The organism is Algoriphagus sp. (genome assembly GCF_046296635.1).
Lineage (GTDB): Bacteria > Bacteroidota > Bacteroidia > Cytophagales > Cyclobacteriaceae > Algoriphagus.
Window position 1 is genome coordinate 84,830 of the sequence record NZ_JBKBKZ010000007.1, and the last position, 17,047, is coordinate 101,876.

At 42.5% G+C, this 17,047-nt stretch carries 13 protein-coding genes; 3 read left to right on the forward strand and 10 right to left on the reverse strand.

Annotated elements, in window-relative coordinates; all coding sequences use genetic code 11:
• Positions 1–14: 14 nt before the first annotated feature.
• Positions 15–2,960: an FAD-binding and (Fe-S)-binding domain-containing protein gene (locus ACK4HU_RS07330; protein ID WP_409804903.1), complete on the forward strand. Its 2,946-nt coding sequence runs from the start codon at positions 15–17 to the stop codon at positions 2,958–2,960.
• 83 nt (positions 2,961–3,043) lie between these two features.
• Here the strand turns inward: ACK4HU_RS07330 and ACK4HU_RS07335 are convergent, their stop codons facing one another.
• The 5 genes from ACK4HU_RS07335 to ACK4HU_RS07355 all read right to left on the reverse strand — a co-directional run bounded on the left by ACK4HU_RS07335 (position 3,044) and on the right by ACK4HU_RS07355 (position 9,759).
• Positions 3,044–3,349: a type II toxin-antitoxin system VapC family toxin gene (locus tag ACK4HU_RS07335; protein ID WP_409804905.1), complete on the reverse strand. Its 306-nt coding sequence runs from the start codon at positions 3,347–3,349 to the stop codon at positions 3,044–3,046.
• Positions 3,333–3,605 (reverse strand): DUF6364 family protein, encoded by a 273-nt coding sequence (locus ACK4HU_RS07340; protein ID WP_409804908.1) that lies wholly within the window; start codon positions 3,603–3,605, stop codon positions 3,333–3,335. Before ACK4HU_RS07340 ends, ACK4HU_RS07335 begins: the two co-directional genes overlap by 17 nt.
• 399 nt (positions 3,606–4,004) lie before the next feature.
• Positions 4,005–6,524, reverse strand: a complete 2,520-nt coding sequence (gene priA / locus ACK4HU_RS07345; protein ID WP_409804910.1) for a primosomal protein N' — start codon at positions 6,522–6,524, stop codon at positions 4,005–4,007.
• Positions 6,525–6,528: 4 nt separating this feature from the next.
• Entirely contained in the window at positions 6,529–8,553 is a 2,025-nt protein-coding gene (locus ACK4HU_RS07350; RefSeq protein WP_409804913.1) for a thioredoxin domain-containing protein, read from the reverse strand.
• Between the two features lie 234 nt (positions 8,554–8,787).
• Positions 8,788–9,759 carry a GSCFA domain-containing protein gene (locus tag ACK4HU_RS07355; RefSeq protein WP_409804915.1) on the reverse strand — a complete coding sequence of 324 codons (972 nt, stop codon included), beginning with the start codon at positions 9,757–9,759 and terminating at the stop codon, positions 8,788–8,790.
• Between the two features lie 457 nt (positions 9,760–10,216).
• Between ACK4HU_RS07355 and ACK4HU_RS07360 the strand changes: the two genes are divergently transcribed.
• Positions 10,217–10,705 (forward strand): RNA polymerase sigma factor, encoded by a 489-nt coding sequence (locus tag ACK4HU_RS07360; protein ID WP_409804918.1) that lies wholly within the window; start codon positions 10,217–10,219, stop codon positions 10,703–10,705.
• 12 nt (positions 10,706–10,717) lie between these two features.
• Positions 10,718–11,311: a hypothetical protein gene (locus ACK4HU_RS07365; RefSeq protein ID WP_409804921.1), complete on the forward strand. Its 594-nt coding sequence runs from the start codon at positions 10,718–10,720 to the stop codon at positions 11,309–11,311.
• 35 nt (positions 11,312–11,346) lie between these two features.
• Here ACK4HU_RS07365 and ACK4HU_RS07370 read toward each other — a convergent pair whose 3' ends face one another.
• The 5 genes from ACK4HU_RS07370 to ACK4HU_RS07390 form a co-directional block, all read right to left on the reverse strand.
• Positions 11,347–11,778: a DUF1801 domain-containing protein gene (locus ACK4HU_RS07370; protein WP_409804923.1), complete on the reverse strand. Its 432-nt coding sequence runs from the start codon at positions 11,776–11,778 to the stop codon at positions 11,347–11,349.
• Positions 11,779–11,780: 2 nt separating this feature from the next.
• Positions 11,781–12,170: a VOC family protein gene (locus ACK4HU_RS07375; RefSeq protein ID WP_409804926.1), complete on the reverse strand. Its 390-nt coding sequence runs from the start codon at positions 12,168–12,170 to the stop codon at positions 11,781–11,783.
• Between the two features lie 366 nt (positions 12,171–12,536).
• Positions 12,537–14,615, reverse strand: coding sequence for a S9 family peptidase (locus ACK4HU_RS07380; protein ID WP_409804928.1), 2,079 nt, complete (start codon positions 14,613–14,615; stop codon positions 12,537–12,539).
• On the reverse strand, positions 14,612–15,643 hold the full coding sequence (locus ACK4HU_RS07385) for a YhcG family protein (RefSeq protein ID WP_409804930.1): 1,032 nt from the start codon (positions 15,641–15,643) through the stop codon (positions 14,612–14,614). The genes ACK4HU_RS07380 and ACK4HU_RS07385 overlap by 4 nt, the downstream gene beginning before the upstream one ends.
• Complete coding sequence (locus ACK4HU_RS07390) at positions 15,630–16,937, reverse strand: D-alanyl-D-alanine carboxypeptidase (protein ID WP_409804933.1); 1,308 nt, start codon at positions 16,935–16,937, stop codon at positions 15,630–15,632. Before ACK4HU_RS07390 ends, ACK4HU_RS07385 begins: the two co-directional genes overlap by 14 nt.
• Positions 16,938–17,047 lie beyond the last annotated feature (110 nt).

The following is a 17,047-nucleotide window of genomic DNA, read 5'->3' on the forward strand; positions in this document are numbered from 1 at the left end:
AGCTATTTTTGACCATGCTTTCAGATGACCCAAACCTATTGCCTTTATTGGAGCGTCTTTCTACCCAATTGGATGGAAATCTTCATGTTGATTCCTTGACCAAAACCTTGTACGCCACCGATGCTTCCGTGTATCGGGAGATGCCTTTGGCCGTGGCTTTTCCTAAGTCAGAGGAAGACATTCAGAAACTGATTCATTTTGCTACTGAACATGGCACTTCGCTGATACCACGGACAGCTGGAACTTCCCTTGCGGGTCAATGTGTGGGAAATGGCATTGTGGTGGACGTTTCTAAGCATTTCACCCAAATCCTTGAATTTAATAAGGATGAGCGTTGGGTCAGAGTGCAGCCTGGAGTGGTTCGCGATGAATTGAATCGCTTCCTGAAGCCACACGGATTATTTTTCAGCCCGATCACTTCAACCGCCAACCGGGCGATGATTGGTGGAATGGTCGGGAATAATTCTTCGGGCACCACTTCCATAGTCTATGGTGTAACTCGGGATAAAGTGATTTCTCTAAACACGATTCTCAGTGATGGAAATAAAGTGGTTTTTGGAGAAATATCCCAAGACGAATTTGATAGAAAGTGTGGTCAACGAGATCTTGAAGGACAGCTGTATCGCCAAGCATTTGACGAACTTAACAATCCTGAAAATCGAGCCGAAATTCATGCTCAATTCCCAAAAAAGTCAATTCATCGCCGAAATACAGGCTATGCCGTGGATGAACTTCTGAAAGCGGAGCTTTTTGAAGGAACCGAAAAATTCAATTTCTGTAAGCTCTTGGCAGGGTCGGAGGGAACTTTAGCCTTTACCACTGAAATCAAAATCAGCCTTGACCCGCTTCCTGATCCGGTGGAAATAGTGGTTGCGGCGCATTTTATCAGTATTCATGAAAGCATGAAATCCGCCCAAGTTGCCATGAGGCATCCTGCGACTGCGGTGGAGTTGATGGATAAAATCATCCTCGACTGCACCAAGGAAAGCATCGAATATTCTAAAAACCGATACTTCGTCGAAGGTGATCCGGAAGCGATTCTCATGATCGAATTCCGAGGTAAAACTTTGGAACAAGCCATGGCAAAAGGCGAGGCCCTTGTGGCTGATCTGAAATTAGGAGGTTATGGCTACGCTTATCCGATCATCGAACCTGAGCGAGTTGCCTCTGCGTGGTCACTTCGAGCTGCTGGTTTGGGTCTGCTGGGAAACATTGCGGGTGATCCTAAAGCAGTGGCCTGCATTGAGGACACCGCTGTGGATATTGAGGACTTGGCAGATTATATTGATGAAGTGGATGCCATGATGGAAGGCTTCAACCAAAAGCCCGTTCATTATGCACATGCAGGTGCTGGGGAGATTCACCTTCGCCCGATTTTGAATTTGAAGAAAGCGGAGGATGTGGAGGAGTTTTATCAGATTTCTCTCGCTTCGGCAAAGCTTGTAAAGAAATATCAAGGTTCACTTTCTGGGGAACATGGAGATGGGCGTGTTCGTGCTGCTTTCATTCCTCTAATGGTTGGTGAGAAAAATTACGAGCTTTTTCGTCGAATCAAATACACTTGGGATCCTAAAAACATTTTCAATCCGGGCAAAATCGTGGATGCCGCTCCGATGAACAAGTTTTTGCGCTATGAGTCAGAAGTGAAAACTCCAGAGCATAAAACTGTTTTTGACTTTTCTGCTGCAGGGGGAATTCTTCGATTGGCCGAAAAGTGCAATGGTTCAGGTGATTGCCGCAAACTTCCGGGTTCAGAGGGCACAATGTGCCCTTCCTTCATGGCGACGAGAAATGAGCGGGATACTACCCGAGGCCGAGCTAATACACTTCGGGAGTTTTTGACCTTGGACAACAAAGAAAACGCCTTTGATCATCCGGAAATCAAGGAAGCCTTGGATCTCTGCCTAAGTTGTAAAGGCTGTACTGCCGAGTGTCCATCCAACGTGGACATGTCCAGTATGAAAGCTGAGTTTCTTTACCAATACCAAAAAACGAATGGAGTTCCGCTTCGATCAAAGGCTTTTGCCTATATCAATGAACTGAATGAGTTGGGGTCGATCGTTCCTGGGATTGCTAATTTTTTTCTTGGAAATTCCTTCACAGGCGGTCTGATGAAATCTTTTCTCAAAGTCGCTCCTCAGCGGAATCTGCCAGAAATCAGCTCAACAAGTTTGAGGAAATGGTATAAAAAGAATTATGCGAGTTTGGCAGGTCCGGAGAAAACGATCAAGTCGGTTTATTTCTTTGTGGATGAATTCACTAATCACAACGATACTCAAATCGGAATCAAAGCAATTTCTCTCCTAAAAAAACTAGGCTACGAAGTCAAAATCCTGGATCACGAAGAAAGTGGTCGATCTTCACTTTCCAAGGGATTGTTGGAGAAAGCCAAAAAGCATGCAGATGCTAATGTGAGGATTTTCGACAAACTCATCGATGGAAATACACCGCTGATTGGTTTGGAACCCTCGGCTATTTTGAGTTTCCGCGATGAATATCCTCGGATTGTGAGTGCGGACTTGGTAGAAGCTGCGAAGAAACTCAAGTTTCACGTCAAGTTGATTGATGAATTTCTAGGTCAGGAAGTGGCAGCTGGGAATATCAAAGCGGAATCATTCACCACGCAACCTCAAAAAATTAAACTTCACGGACATTGCCATCAGAAGGCCTTGTCATCGCTGAATTGGACACAGAAGCTTCTTTCACTTCCGGTAAATTATTCTGTTGAAACTATTCCCAGTGGATGCTGTGGGATGGCGGGAAGTTTTGGATATGAAAAAGAGCATTACGAAGTTTCCCAGCAAATAGGTGAGTTGGTGCTATTTCCGGCTGTGAGAAATGCAGAGGCTGAAACCATTATTGCTGCGCCAGGGACATCTTGTAGGCATCAGATTGCAGATGGCACTGGCCGAAAAGCCAAGCATCCGGTGGAGATTTTGTGGGAGGCGTTAATCCTTTGAGTGCGCCGCGGCGTACTCGAAGGTTTTCATTAGCTGTTATCCTGCTTCTCCTGAAGCAGGATTTTTTACGTATTGGGATATTTTTAAATGAAATAATGAATTGCATCTTCGATATCCTCAAAATCGGATTCGATTGCTCTTAATACGTTATTTTTTGAACCATCTAGAATTTGAAATCGCTTACAAATAACTCCCACAATTTCTTTGGTTACTTGCGTTCCTTTGGCTTGTTGAAGGTAATAGGAGCAAGTTTGGATCACAGACAAAGTGATAAATCCATTGATTTTGCCCTCATCTAAGTTTTGAAAAGTTGTATTTATAATATCTTGCTTTGGACTTCTTTCCAGAAAAAAATCAAGAATTACATTCACATCAAAGAAGATCTTCATAACCCCACTTTTTTGCTTTAGCTCTATAATACTCATCTTTCCAGTCCATTCCTTCAGGAAATTCAATTTTTGACTTAGGCAAGGACTTCATGTATTCGACTAAGGTCATACCATTTGGAAGGGTAGCTGGAGGTTTAATCAAAGTCTCAAAATGCTCCTGAACCAAATTTGAAACACTGGTTTCTCGCTCCTCTGCATATAATTTAATTTTCTCGAGAAGATTTTCTTCGATTGTGATGTTTAGCTTCTTTTTCATTATATGCGCATGAATATCCAATTATTCGTATAAATTCAGAAATATAATAATTAAGTGGTTGATTGTCTTTGTTTTCTGCTACTCCTGAAATTTGAATTTCATGGGGCTTTAGCCATATTATTTCGTTCTCAAGGATTGCAATTTTGAAGCTCTAAGGCTGCCGGTTTGTGGAGACCTGCCTCCGGACAGTCAGGCACAAACCGGGGCGGAATACATGTTTTCGGATTAAAAATTCTATGAACCGACCTCGCGATTGCAAATCCTGAGGAGCAGAGTTCAGCAATTCAACACCTAAATTTATCAGTTCAAGATTACAACGAAGTCCTTTTGAACCTTGAACAATTCAACCTCTAAACAATTCAACAGTTGGTTATTTAACCAATTAACCAATTCAACTTTCTACGAGGGATCCACATCCACAATCCACCTCACCGATCGAAACTCAGGTCGGGAATGAAGATCCTCTAAAATTTTTGCAAGGCTGTCCTTGAAAACAGTTTGGGTATTTCCGCTTCGATCCAGTTTGATCAGGCTTTCAAATTGAAATTGATTCTTGATTCGTGCAATGATCCCTTTCTCTGGTCCTAGCACAATCTTTTTCACTGCAATATTCGCCATCTCACGATGCAGGGCATGCGCGGCTTTTTCGGAGACTTTGAAGTCAGAATGCCTTGTAGTGATTTTCATTAATTTTACATAAGGCGGATAGTAAAATTTCTTGCGGTCAAACATTTCCTGACGGAAAAATTCGAAGTAATCGCCCTTTATCACTTTTTCATATAAATCATTGTCAGGATTCCTACTTTGAATGATCACCTGACCTTGCACCTCTCTTCTCCCCGCACGACCTGCAACTTGAGTGATTTGCTGGTACGCTCGCTCGCCGGATCGGAAATCGGGGAAATTCAAAATCCGATCTCCATCCCAAATCCCCACCACGGTCACTTTCCCAAAATCCAGGCCCTTGGTGATCATCTGTGTGCCAACCAAAATATCGATTTGGCCCGCTCCAAACTCATCCAAAAGCCGCTGATAACCATATTTATTTCGGGTCGTGTCGAGATCCATCCTTCCCATTCGAGCTTCTGGGAAAAGCAAACTCAGCGATTCCTCGATCCGCTCGGTTCCCATTCCCATGGTAGTCAATTGCGTACTTCCGCAAGCAGGGCAGGATTGAGGTACTTTTTCCTTGTATCCACAATAGTGGCAGCGCATTTCCTCGGCAAACTGATGATAAGTCAAACTCACATCGCATTGCACGCATTGTCCTGTCCAACCACAATCCTCACACTGAATGTAAGGGGAGTAGCCACGACGATTTTGGAAGATTAAAACTTGCTCTTGCTTGTCCAAAGCTGCTTGGATTTTTTCCCGCATCATGCGGGTGGAGTCCAGTTTGAGCAAGTTTTTCTTTCGATCCGCAGCTAAATCTGCTAAGTGATATTGAGGCATCGTGGCATATCCAAAGCGATGGGTAATTTCCACATAGCCGTATTTGCCTTGATTGGCATTGAAAAAGGATTCGAATGAGGGTGTCGCCGAACCTAAAAGCGTTTTCGCTTGATGAAAATAGGCCAGCATCGTCGCAGCATCTCGGGCATGGAATCTCGGTGCGGGATCAAATTGCTTGTAACTCGGTTCGTGTTCCTCATCGATGATAATCATCCCTAGGCTGTCGAATGGTAAGAAAATCGAGGAACGTACGCCAACCACAAAAGAAAATCTTCCACTCAGAACGCCATTCCAAACCTCAACCCGTTCGTTGTCGGAATACTTGGAATGATACACACCCATTTGGGAGCCAAAGACTTTTTTCAGTCGGCTGACGATTTGAGTGGTGAGTGCGATTTCGGGTAGAAGCAAAAGCACCTGAGAACCGCTGTCCATCACTTCACGAATGAGTTGGATGTAGATTTCGGTCTTGCCACTTCCCGTCACGCCATGCAACAGAACTGTTTGCTTGCTTTCATAATGTGTTTTGATCTCGTCGAAAGCTGCCTGCTGTGTGGTCGAAAGTTGAGCAGGCTCTTTCTCAGGTTCTTCCTCAGGTAGCCGATTTACTACGACTTTGAAGGATTCGAAAATCCCGTTTTTGATCAGTGTTTTGAGCGAACTTTCAGAATCCCCTTCTTCCAGTAATGTGGCTTTATCTACTCCTTTTTCATTCAGCTGAGGTTTTTGAAAAACAGGAATGTCCCGCAAGTATTTCAGAAGAATGGATTCCTGCTTGGGTTTGCCCTGAACTCCTGCAAAAACTGCTTCCAAGGCGGTTTTATTAGAGGCAATTTCGCCTGTTAACCGAATTCGGGTTTCAACTTTTGGTGTGTATTTTTCCAAAACTTTCTCATACACCAAAATTGCTTCTTTGGCAACAAGACTTTTTAGGATCGGGTGAATGGTCTTTACTCCAAGGATCTTTTCGCAGTCTTCGTAGCTGATTTCCTCGGTTTTCTCCAAAGCTTCCAAGATCTTTTCCTCACGAAAATCCAAGGGATACTTACTTTCCTCCCTGTCAAAATTCGGGTTGAGTTGAATCTTACTCTCACTCGAAAGTCGCAACCCCGAAGGAACCGCCGCATGCATCACCTCACCGATGTGGCAGCAATAATACTCAGCCATCCACACCCAAAACCGGATTTGAAGCGGGTTGACGCTGGGTTCGATTTCCAATACATCCAATATAGGCTTGGACTCATAAGCCTGTGGAGGTTTGTTGTGAACCTTGCCAATAATTCCAGTCAGGACTTTTTTCTTTCCAAACTGCACCATTACCCTCGAACCGATCTGAATCTGAGATTTCAGATTTGTGGGGATTTTGTAAGTAAACATTCGCGGGATCGGGACGGGCAGGATGATATCTGCGAAATTATTCCCGCTGTCTTTTCCTAAAAATTCATGATCTCCAAACAGACTTTCCACCAAATCAGGCTAAATATGGTAATTGAGATTCTGCTTCTTCTAAAGTACTCACAGGCTTTTGGCAGGCGTGATCGAAGCAAACATAAATTAAAGCATTTCCGCTGGAATCGGGAGTTTTGCCCTGTAGAATTGGGGCAGTTTGTGTCAAAGTTTCTGACCAGCCGACAATTAGATTCGGGAAATAGGACGATTGAATTTCTTTGGCTTTCAGTTCTGCGCCTTTTCCCACTATTCCGATTTCGGCAGTCGGCACCAAGCTTTCCAAATAGAAATGTGCCCAATTGCAAAGGAAACCGGGTTCTTTAATGATTAAGTCCTTCATGCCACCAAGCATTTTTGAGGCTATTTCCGCATATTTTTCTTGGTAAGTAAAAAGTGAAAGTCGATGAAGGTTTCTGGCCATGATCGAGTTGGACGCAGGAATTACATTGTCAAAAAGTTCCTTTTTGTTGGCAATGAGTTTTTCAGCTTTTGGATTATTGAAAAAGAAGAAACCATCACTTTCATCGTAAAATTCTGTGATGCAGAAATCCGTCAATTGCTGTGCAAAGTCCAGCCACTCAGACTTTCCACTTGCCTCAAAGCCCATTAAACTCACCCGAATCACAGCCGCATAATCTTCCAGAAATGCAGGAGTATAGGCTTGACCATTTTTGTAAGCACGATGTAAAACACCACCTACCATCATCTTTTCTTTGATGTAGTCCAAGTTTTTCATGGCTAGGTCAAGCATTCGCTTTTCTCCGGTTGCATAAAAAGCCTGGATTAATCCTGCACTCATCAGTCCGTTCCAGCCGGCCAAAACTTTGTCGTCTTTCCCTGGATAGATTCGTTGGTTTCTGACTTCAAGAAGTTGAGCCTTGACTTGATTAAGCTTTTCCAAAAGCGCTTTTTCAGTCATTCCAAACTCGTCTGCAACTTCTTCATAATTCTGAGTTTGGAACAGAATATTGACTTCTTCTTCCCAATTACCATTGGGTTTGAGGTTGTAAAGTTTGCTCAACCAAGGGATTTCATTTGGGATTATTTCCGCCAATTCTTTATAAGTCCAAGTGTAGAATTTCCCCTCTACACCTTCGCTGTCCGCATCTTGGGCAGAGTGAAATCCACCTTCTTCCTGTAGCATTTCTGCTTCCAGCCAATTGACCGTTTCGGTTACTTTTTCAAAGAAGAAAGGATCTCTACTTACCTGAAAGGCTTTTGCAAAGAGTTCGAGCAATTGCCCATTGTCATAAAGCATCTTTTCAAAGTGCGGTGCAAACCATTCTCCGTCGACTGAATACCTTGCAAATCCACCTCGGAGTTGATCGTAAATTCCGCCCATTCCGATTTTTCGTAGAGTGAAAAAGACTTTTTCCTTCAAATCCTCATTCTTACTCAGCAAGGCATAATCCAACAAAAAATCCCAGATCGCAGGCATCGGGAATTTTGGAATTCGATTCATTCCGCCCCATTCCGGATCAAACTGAGCACTGAGTTTGGCTACGATTTCCACCAAATCATCCGCATCCAAATCTGCATTTCCAGCTGAAATACCGTATTTCTCGGTTTCTTTTCGGTTTAGACTTCTACCGAATCCCTCCGCACTTTCAGCCAGTTGATCTGAATGATGCACGTAAGCATCAGCAATATTGGAAAGAAGTTGCTTCCATTTCAGATTCGGGAAATAGGTTCCTCCGTAAAACGGTTTTTGATTTGGCATCAAGAAGACATTCAGCGGCCATCCTCCCTGCAATCCCATCGCCTGTACTGCATCCATGTAAATATTGTCAATATCCGGACGCTCTTCACGATCGATCTTGATGCAAACAAAGTGCTCATTCATCAGATCAGCAGTGACTTGATCTTCGAAACTTTCCCGCTCCATCACATGACACCAATGGCAGGCCGAGTAGCCAATGGAGACAATAATGGGTTTGTTTTCAGTTTCCGCTTTTCCCAAAGCTTCCGGCCCCCATGGAAACCAGTCAACGGGATTGTGCGCGTGCTGAAGGAGGTAGGGGGATTGGGAATGGAGGAGGCGATTCATGGGATTGAAAAATTGGAAGATTGCAAAATTGAAAGGTTACCCTCCAAGGGTTTCGAATCCCTTGGAGGCTTAGGGAAATTTGTGAGATGCTGTGGAATAACTTCTGTTTGTCACATTGAGCAGCTTGCCCGCCGTAGTGGGAAGTCGAAATACGATTTTATTCATTATAATCGGCCTTCGACTCCTGTCATCCTGAGCGGAGTCGAAAGATCAGGCTGACACCATCAGTCCTTTTTAATACAGCATCTGCTTAGTTAACTCTATTTCCTTTGAAAAATCAAATTCCCCGTTCAATCGTTCCAGTTTGGCCAGTAAGTTTTGAAGGAATTTCTGATGGGAAGTGCTTTCCGGATTGAAAGGTCGATGGGCAAGTTCAAGCTGGACTTTTTGAATTTCGGCGACCTTGGATTGAGTTTCTGAGGAAAAAACTGCACTTTTCCACTTTTCCCAAATGTAGTTTTCTGCCTCCTCGGTTGGATGAATTCTATCGGTTTTATAAAAACGATAATCCCTCAATTCATCCATCATAATCTCATAGGCTGGAAAATAGCTCACAGATTCCATTCGCCGCTCCAAATTGGCGCAAAGAACGCGAAGTATGCTTTTACTCAATTGATTCTCCGGGATTCCGTCTTTGATGTGACGAACTGGACTGAGGGTAAGGATGATTTTTAAGTTCGGATAGACTCGGGAGAAATTATCCAATACACTCCAAAGACCCATTTCCATTTCTTGCAATGATGAAAGAGATTTCTTGAATAGTTTTTGGGGCTGCTTGTGGCAATTGGCAACTCTCCCAAAAGACTCGTGCTCATATATCCAAGCTGTACCTAAAGTCAAAATAAGGTGGGTTCCAGATTCGAGGTATGTTTTGGTAAGTTTTAGCCTTTTATCGTAGGTTTCTTTTAAATCCTCGGGAGTCTTTCCAATCACATCTGAATGCGTGGAATAATGAAGAAAAAGCCCATCCATTTCCAGAATTCCTTCTTCATCCAAGGGATCATTAAAAAGCGCATGATCCAACAAATCAGATAGATTCAATGGATGGAAAATCGTCCCGAATGGATTGACAAGCACATCGAATTTGGCGTCGAGCATCTTTTGACCAATCGTCTGAGCAAAACAGGAACCCATGCTCAGGATTTTAGAATTGTGAGCGATTGGATGGGCAGAAGTCGGGATTTCGAAGGGTATAAACCAGTTCATGGGTTGAAGTTAAGGATTCCCAAAAGTTGATTCGGGATTATTTTCTTAAAGTTCCCACAGACCTGACTGCCGTCAGGCAAGTTTTACACAGAAAAGGAAACAGACCTGCCTACCGGAGGTAGGTTTTCACAGATTTTTTATATCGATTTTAAGCTATCTTTTCTAGGGATGTAAATTTGTATGTGTGATCATCAGATTCTTTGTCAGTAGATAAATTCAACCAACGGAAACAGACTCAAATTCTAATTTCAGGACCTCTTCGCTTGCACGGTGTGGCGTGGTCGCCTGTGCTGAGCGTAGTCGAAGCATCTGTCTCCGGTCCTCCAGCCAATTTATAGAGATATTTGCACATAGAAAGATTAGCATTTATCCAAATTTTCCCTGCTTTTTTAAATAAAGTTTGAATCGAGTGTGATTTTTTAAGCGAAGCAAAGACTAATTGATCAAAAGCTAATTCATGAACCGCGAGGACGAATTCATTCATCTCATTCAGCAAAACCAAGGTTTGATCTACAAGATCACAACGATCTATACTCGCGACCGGGAAGAGCAGAAGGATTTGTATCAAGAGATCGTCTATCAGACTTGGAAGTCTTTTGATCAGTTCAAAAAAGCCTCCAAACCGAGCACTTGGCTCTACCGGGTTGGAATGAATACGGCGATCACGAGTCTAAATCGATCAAAGAAAAGGGTGGCTGCAGTGCCCTTGGACGGATTGGATTTGGATTTTGCCGATGAGTTGGATTCGGGAATGGAAGAGCGGCTCAAATCGCTTTATTCTGAAATCCGGAAGTTGGGACTGCTGGATCGAGGGATTGTTTTCCTTTTTCTCGAAGGAAAAAGCCACGAGGAAATCTCCGAAATCGTCGGAATCAGCGGCAGCAATGTCGGGACGCGTCTCTCACGAATCAAAGAAAAGCTCAGAAAGGGAGTTCAAACCTACTAAATCAACAACACAATGGAACTCGAAGAAATGAAATCCATCTGGGAAGATCTCAGTGGAAAAGTAGAAAATCAGGAAAAAATCAAAAAAGAAGAACTTATGAAAATGACTAAGAAAAACTATCAAAACCGCTTATTCAGTATCTATTTTCCAGAAATACTGGGCAGTGTGATTTGCTTTGGATATGCTGGATATTTCATTTTCCAGATTGGAAAACTCGAGCTACCAATCAATCAAGTGCTCGCAGTGTTCAATACGGTGATGATGATCACTTTGCCAACTATCAGTTTGTGGACTTTGGCCCGACTGAATAGTCTGAAAATCACGGATGAAAGTCCATCGCTGTTGGTTGAAAAATTCAAAAAGGAAAAGGCCTTTTTCTGGAAATTTCAGCAATTCAATTTGATGCTTTCAGGGTTGTTTGTGGTGAGCATTTTACCACCATTGGCAGAATTGTTGGGCAAAAAGGATTTGATTCTAGAGCCCATTTTCTGGATGGTCTATGTCCCATTGGGTCTATTAAGTGTTTATATTTTCGGAAGGATTACCATTAGAAAATATTATAAATCACTTCAGGAAGCTCAGCATCTGATTGAGGGGATTGCTTGAGTCAGACCTGCCAGGTTTTCAAAACCTGGCAGGTCTTAGACTTTTTTAAGTGGATATTTTTCCTTCATGAAATCATAAGATTTTTTAATTATTTCCCTTAGCACGGGTTCGTTGAGGTCAGAAAGTTTATTTGCATAGATGCAGGCCACACTTTTCTTGAATTTGCCTAATTGGGTCAGTAAAATTTCAGAAGTCGGATCGGAACAATCCATCAGATAGAGTGAAATGGCCGCTTTTCTTGGCGAAAACCCAACTATTGGGGCGTCTCCTTCATGACCGGAGTTGTATTTGTAATGGTATCTACCGAAACCGATGATTGAAGGCCCCCACATCACCGCTTTTTCTCCGGTGATCTCTTCCATTATTTTTTTAAGTGCAAACGCATCTTCCCGCTTTTTGGGAGATTCGACAGCTTGGATAAACTCATTTACAGAAATCTCGGTCGCTTTGGTTTTGTTTTCTGCCATGGTTAAATCTCGTAAAGTTCTATCGGTAAATCATCCGGATCAGCGAAAAAAGTGAAGCGCTTTTCGGTGTACTCATCCATACGAATTGGTTCGGGACTTATTCCAGATTTGATCAAAAATGCGATGGATTCCTCAATGTTTTCCACTGCGAAAGCAAGATGCCTCAATCCACAAGCTTCGGGTCTTGAAACTCGCTTTGGCGGATTGGAAAAGGAGAAAAGCTCGATCAAATATCCATCATTCAGTCCCAAATCCAATTTATAAGACTCCCGATCAGCCCGGTAAACTTCCTGAATAATGGTAAATCCAAGCACTTCAGTATAGAACTTTTTGGATCGCTCATAATCCGAGCAGATAATCGCGATATGGTGTAGGGATTGGAGATTGAGCATTTTATAAATTGAAAGAACTTGTCCGCTGTGGCGGATTGGAAAATCGAATGATTCTCTAATATACTTTTCTCTTGACTTCGGGTTACCACCTCAAATTTAATGATGTTATGCTTGAGGATTTTTTTACCACAGAGTTTCACAGAGAAATAGGATTTTCAGGAATTGACCCAATAATGAACCGCAGAACTGGATGGTCTTAGTAGGCTTTTTTGAGAGCACAGAGTTTAAAAGCTTCGCTTTTTAGTTAATAATAATAACAACTTACTTTTCACCACTTACTTTCTTGATTCTCGCTTTTCGGCTCTCACTTCCAAAATCTTGATACTTGCGTCTAGATACTTAATACTTATGTCTTCCGTCTTCCAGCTATTTTTCCATCAAATGCTTTTTCAGAAAATCCGCTGTGGCCTGATGCACCCGAACCATATTGCTCCATTTCATCCAGTGGTGTGTATCTCCGGGGATGAAGATCGACTCATACGATTTGTTCATTTCCTCAAATCTTCGGATCAAATCAGTGGTTTGGCTGATGTTGACATTGCGGTCATCATCTGAATGAATGAAAAGAACTGGTGAAGTCCAAGTGGCCAAATCGGGGATCGGAGAGGATTTCCAGGCGATTTCTTTTGCTTTTTCATAGTCAGGAGCGACCTCATATCCTGCAGGCAAATCGTATCGCCCATCCAGATCATGAACACCATGTATGTCTACTCCAACTTTGAAAAGTTTCGAATCTCGGGCCAAAGCCAAAGCGGTTAAAAATCCACCATAGCTCCCACCATAGATTCCGATTTTTTCTGAATTTACTTGCGAAAGGGAAGCGAGAAATTCTCCGCCAGCTTTGATGTCCTGATATTCTACAGCACCTTGATAATAGCCATTAGCCGGTCGATGAAATTCATAGCCATAGCCGATTCCTAGTCTGTAATTCACTGAAAGAACCACAAAACCGAGTTCTGCCAGATATTGGTTAAGTGCATAGGCATTTGAATAGTAATCCATATAACTCCATCCCAACAGCATCTGTCGCTGTGGTCCGCCATGAACAAATACCACACCGGGCTTTTTGGCTGCGCCGCCTTCTTTTTCGAAAAGTTGACCATAAACTGTCGTGCCGTCGGGTGCAGTGAATTTGACCTGCTTTGGCGTGACCAACTTGGAAACCGGAAAATCAGATGGTAGTGAATTCTCTTGCAAAAGCTGAGTTTTTTCACCCGATTTCACAGCCACCAAGTGAGAACGCTGAGGAGTAGCGGAGAAAAAAGCGACTTTTCTTTGTGAACCAATCGTTACTGGATAAGCTTCAATCCCAGTTCCTGAAGTTTCCCATGTCAACTTTTTTGAATTCAGATCCACAGAACCAATATGCCGGCGATCCATGTCTTCTTTTGCCGGGCCAGAATTGGCTGAGAAGATCACTTTCTTCCGATCCGAACTCATTTTTACCTGCTCAACCATGAAGTTGCCGGGTGTCAAGATTTGAGTTTTTCCGGAAGGAATATCCAAAGAATACAGGTGTTGCCAACCGTCTTCATAGGATTGGAAAATCAATTCAGAATTGCTGGAAAAGTCAAAAAAACCAGATGAATAGGAGCCTCGAAGCGTTTCTGGAGCTTTCCAGAGTTTCTTTCCTTCACCAGTTGCCACATCAGCGATCCAGATTTCCCAAGGAATGTGTCGTGGTTCGAGTAGGGGAAAAGCTGCACCTTCACCTCCTCTAGTTCTGATAAAGGCGATTTTGGTTCCGTCCGGCGACCATTTTGGATTAGAATCCCGATGAAATGATGCTGCCAAAAACTGGATCGGAGTTTTCTCATCCCGATAGATTCCCAAAAGCTGATGTCCACCACGATTTACTGTAAATGCAAGGCTTTTGCCATCTGGGGATAATACTGCGGAGTTGACAGTTCCTTTGATTTGGAATAGTTGTGATGGTTTATCGGATCCAAACAAATCAGCTTTCCAGATTTGTCCACCTTTCAAAAAAGTTAATTGACTGGGAAAGCCTAATGAAATATCATCGCCCTCAGTGATTATTTCTGCCTTTTTTGATTCCAGATTGATTTTCCAGATTTCAACTTTTGGAAGTTGTGGGAGGTTTTTAGCATTGACTTTTGAGGAAGCATTTCCTCCTCCGTGATCTCCACCGCGTACAAAAACCAACCATTTACCATCCGGAGAAAACTGCAGGCTACTGATTTCCTGTCCGTCATCTTCGTTGAATGCGGTGAGTTTTTCAGGACTGAAATCAGGACCTTTTGCCCAATAAATATTCCGTTTCCCCTGCTCATTCATAGCCCACGCGATGGCTTCCTCAGTGGGAGAGGAGCCGAGTTCGGAGGGGAAACTGAACTTCCCTATCTGCTCCATAGTGAAGGATTGAGCTAGGATGGATTGTGCGAGCAGGAGAAAGGAAAGGAGCTGAATTGCGTATCTTTTTATCATGGATTTTCGAAGTCTAATAATTTCTCTAACTCATCGGCCAACTGCTTTTTATCTGGGAGAAAGAGTTGGTATTTACTTACAAATAGCTGATTGCTAATGTTTTCAGTTGCATACTCAACCAAGATTTGGTCTTTATAAGCCCCCAGTACGATTCCAATGGGTGAATTATCTCCTTCGGTATTTTCTTCTTTTCGGAAGTAATTCAGGTAAAGGTTCATTTGCCCCACATCCTGATGATCAATTTCACCCCTCTTCAAATCAATTAAAACAAAGCACTTGAGAATTCTATGGTAAAAAACAAGATCAACAAAAAAGTGTCTACCGCCTAAACTTATTCTGTACTGCCTTCCGATAAAAGCAAACCCTTTACCGAGTTCAAGTAGGAAATCTTGAAGGTTTAAAATCAATTTGGTTTCAAGTTCATTTTCAGAATAGTTTGTTGGATTTGGGATTCCCAGGAACTCAAAAACAAAAGGATCCTTGATGATATCTGATGCAAGTTGGATTTCAGCCCCTTTTTCTGAAAGAGAAAGAATGGTTTGCTTATCCTTGCTGATTGCGATTCGGTGAAAAAGCATGCTTTTCATTTGCCGTTTTAACTCCCTTACGCTCCAGTTTTCCTTTTCACATTGTTTGGTGTAGAATCCTATTTCTAATTCATGATCTGATTTAATTATTTCTACATAGTGGCTCCAACTCAATTGTCCAGACAGTGTCTGGATTTTTGGAAATTTCAGATAAAATTGTCTGATCTGAAATAAATTTGACCTACTGAAACCTTTCCCAAATTCTAACGAAAGATCTCTAGAAAGCCGATCAAGCAACTCTGATCCATACTCGGCTTTGTCTTTTCCATTCTGCTCAAATTCAACAATATGTCTTCCTATTTGCCAATAAGTTTGAACCAGAATTGTATTAATGGCTCGGCCAGCTTTCTCCCTGCCCAAGAGAAGAAGTTCCGAGATTTGGAATTTTAAGCCAGAATAAGAGTTGTTGTCACCTTTGATTTCCATCTTAATACTTGTCATGAATATAATAAAGCACCTTTTCCAACTCCATCTTTAAGTCATTTGACGGAATCGTATAATTATTCATCAGACAGGAGAAATGAAGAATCTTTCCGCTTTTGGTGATCAGATAACCGCTGAGTGAATTAGCCATGCTGAGACTACCTGTTTTGGCGTAGATGTATGGCGCTTGACCGGCGTCGGCTTTGTACCAATTGCGGATAGTGCCAGATTCACCACCTGCCGGGAAATAGGCCTTGATCTTCTCCAGCGGTACTGCTTCTCGTATTTTTCCTAACAGCGCAATGATCGATCTTGGGGTAAACATGTTTCGGGCTGAAAGTCCAGAACCGTCATACCAAATCGGCTCATCGGGAAGGTCTTTCAATAAATTTTCTTTAGCATACTCGATGGCATCGGCGATACTGAGTGTATTTGTGAGTTGATCAGAAACTAACAACAACAGCTGCTCAGCGAGGAAATTGTCGCTGATTTTCATCATTTGGGCATAAATGCTGTCTACCGAATGAGTTTGAAGCTTTTTTGGATCGAGTTTCATATAGGTTTCATTCCTGATCAGCTCAACTCTTTTCCCAATTAATTCGGAAAGCATCACCGTTGTTGATTCAGCAGAAGTGATGAAAGGAATGTCGGTTTCAAATGCTTCGTTGACCTTTTCATTGCTGATTTGGTAGGAAAACAGGTTAGAAAAACGATCTCTTCTAAATTGAAAGCCCTGCCAGTTCTTAGTGTCTTTTCCTGAGAGACTAGTCCTGAATCGCTCGGGAATTACGGTAATGCGCTGTTCATCTTTAGCTTTTTCAAACCGAACCACATTCCCGTACATAGGAAATGCCGACCGCTCAGTGGCATAATAGGCATTGTACCAATCCCAAGACCATCCGGGCCCAAAAGCTGCCACTTGATCGAAATTATTCACCAGATAAAGGTCTTTTTCAGAGTTTTTTAAAAACTCCAGGACCTTTTCATTTTTCAAATCCGGATGCAGAAAACTTGGATCTCCTGTGCCCCAGAAAATCAGAGAATCGCCTCTTTCCAAATAATTCAAGCCATTGACTAATCCATCTCCCAAAATTGAGTAAGCAGTGTAAAAAGTGAAAAGTTTGGTGTTGGAAGCTGGAATGAAATACTTATCAGAATTGATCTCCACCAGCGGTTTTTCTTTGGCTGGGTCAACCAGCATAAAGCCCAAATGGCCTTGGTCAAAGACTTCTGATTTTTTCAGCGAAGAATTGATCTTTTGTACCGTGCAGGAGGAAAGGGCGATTAACAGGCCAAGGAGTATTTTCTTCATAAATAAAAATAAGAATTTCTCGCAGACCTGCCTGCCGAAGGTAGGTTTACACAGAAAAATTCGCTGATTTCCGCAGATTAACATATTTCATAAATAAAATCCTTTTGTTT

Coding starts and splice junctions, on each gene's coding strand:
- ACK4HU_RS07330 (WP_409804903.1), top strand. CDS start 15: ATGCTTTCAGATGACCCAAACCTATTGCCTTTATTGGAGCGTCTTTCT.
- ACK4HU_RS07335 (WP_409804905.1), bottom strand. CDS start 3,349: ATGAAGATCTTCTTTGATGTGAATGTAATTCTTGATTTTTTTCTGGAA.
- ACK4HU_RS07340 (WP_409804908.1), bottom strand. CDS start 3,605: ATGAAAAAGAAGCTAAACATCACAATCGAAGAAAATCTTCTCGAGAAA.
- ACK4HU_RS07350 (WP_409804913.1), bottom strand. CDS start 8,553: ATGAATCGCCTCCTCCATTCCCAATCCCCCTACCTCCTTCAGCACGCG.
- ACK4HU_RS07355 (WP_409804915.1), bottom strand. CDS start 9,759: ATGAACTGGTTTATACCCTTCGAAATCCCGACTTCTGCCCATCCAATC.
- ACK4HU_RS07360 (WP_409804918.1), top strand. CDS start 10,217: ATGAACCGCGAGGACGAATTCATTCATCTCATTCAGCAAAACCAAGGT.
- ACK4HU_RS07365 (WP_409804921.1), top strand. CDS start 10,718: ATGGAACTCGAAGAAATGAAATCCATCTGGGAAGATCTCAGTGGAAAA.
- ACK4HU_RS07370 (WP_409804923.1), bottom strand. CDS start 11,778: ATGGCAGAAAACAAAACCAAAGCGACCGAGATTTCTGTAAATGAGTTT.
- ACK4HU_RS07375 (WP_409804926.1), bottom strand. CDS start 12,170: ATGCTCAATCTCCAATCCCTACACCATATCGCGATTATCTGCTCGGAT.
- ACK4HU_RS07380 (WP_409804928.1), bottom strand. CDS start 14,615: ATGATAAAAAGATACGCAATTCAGCTCCTTTCCTTTCTCCTGCTCGCA.
- ACK4HU_RS07385 (WP_409804930.1), bottom strand. CDS start 15,643: ATGACAAGTATTAAGATGGAAATCAAAGGTGACAACAACTCTTATTCT.
- ACK4HU_RS07390 (WP_409804933.1), bottom strand. CDS start 16,937: ATGAAGAAAATACTCCTTGGCCTGTTAATCGCCCTTTCCTCCTGCACG.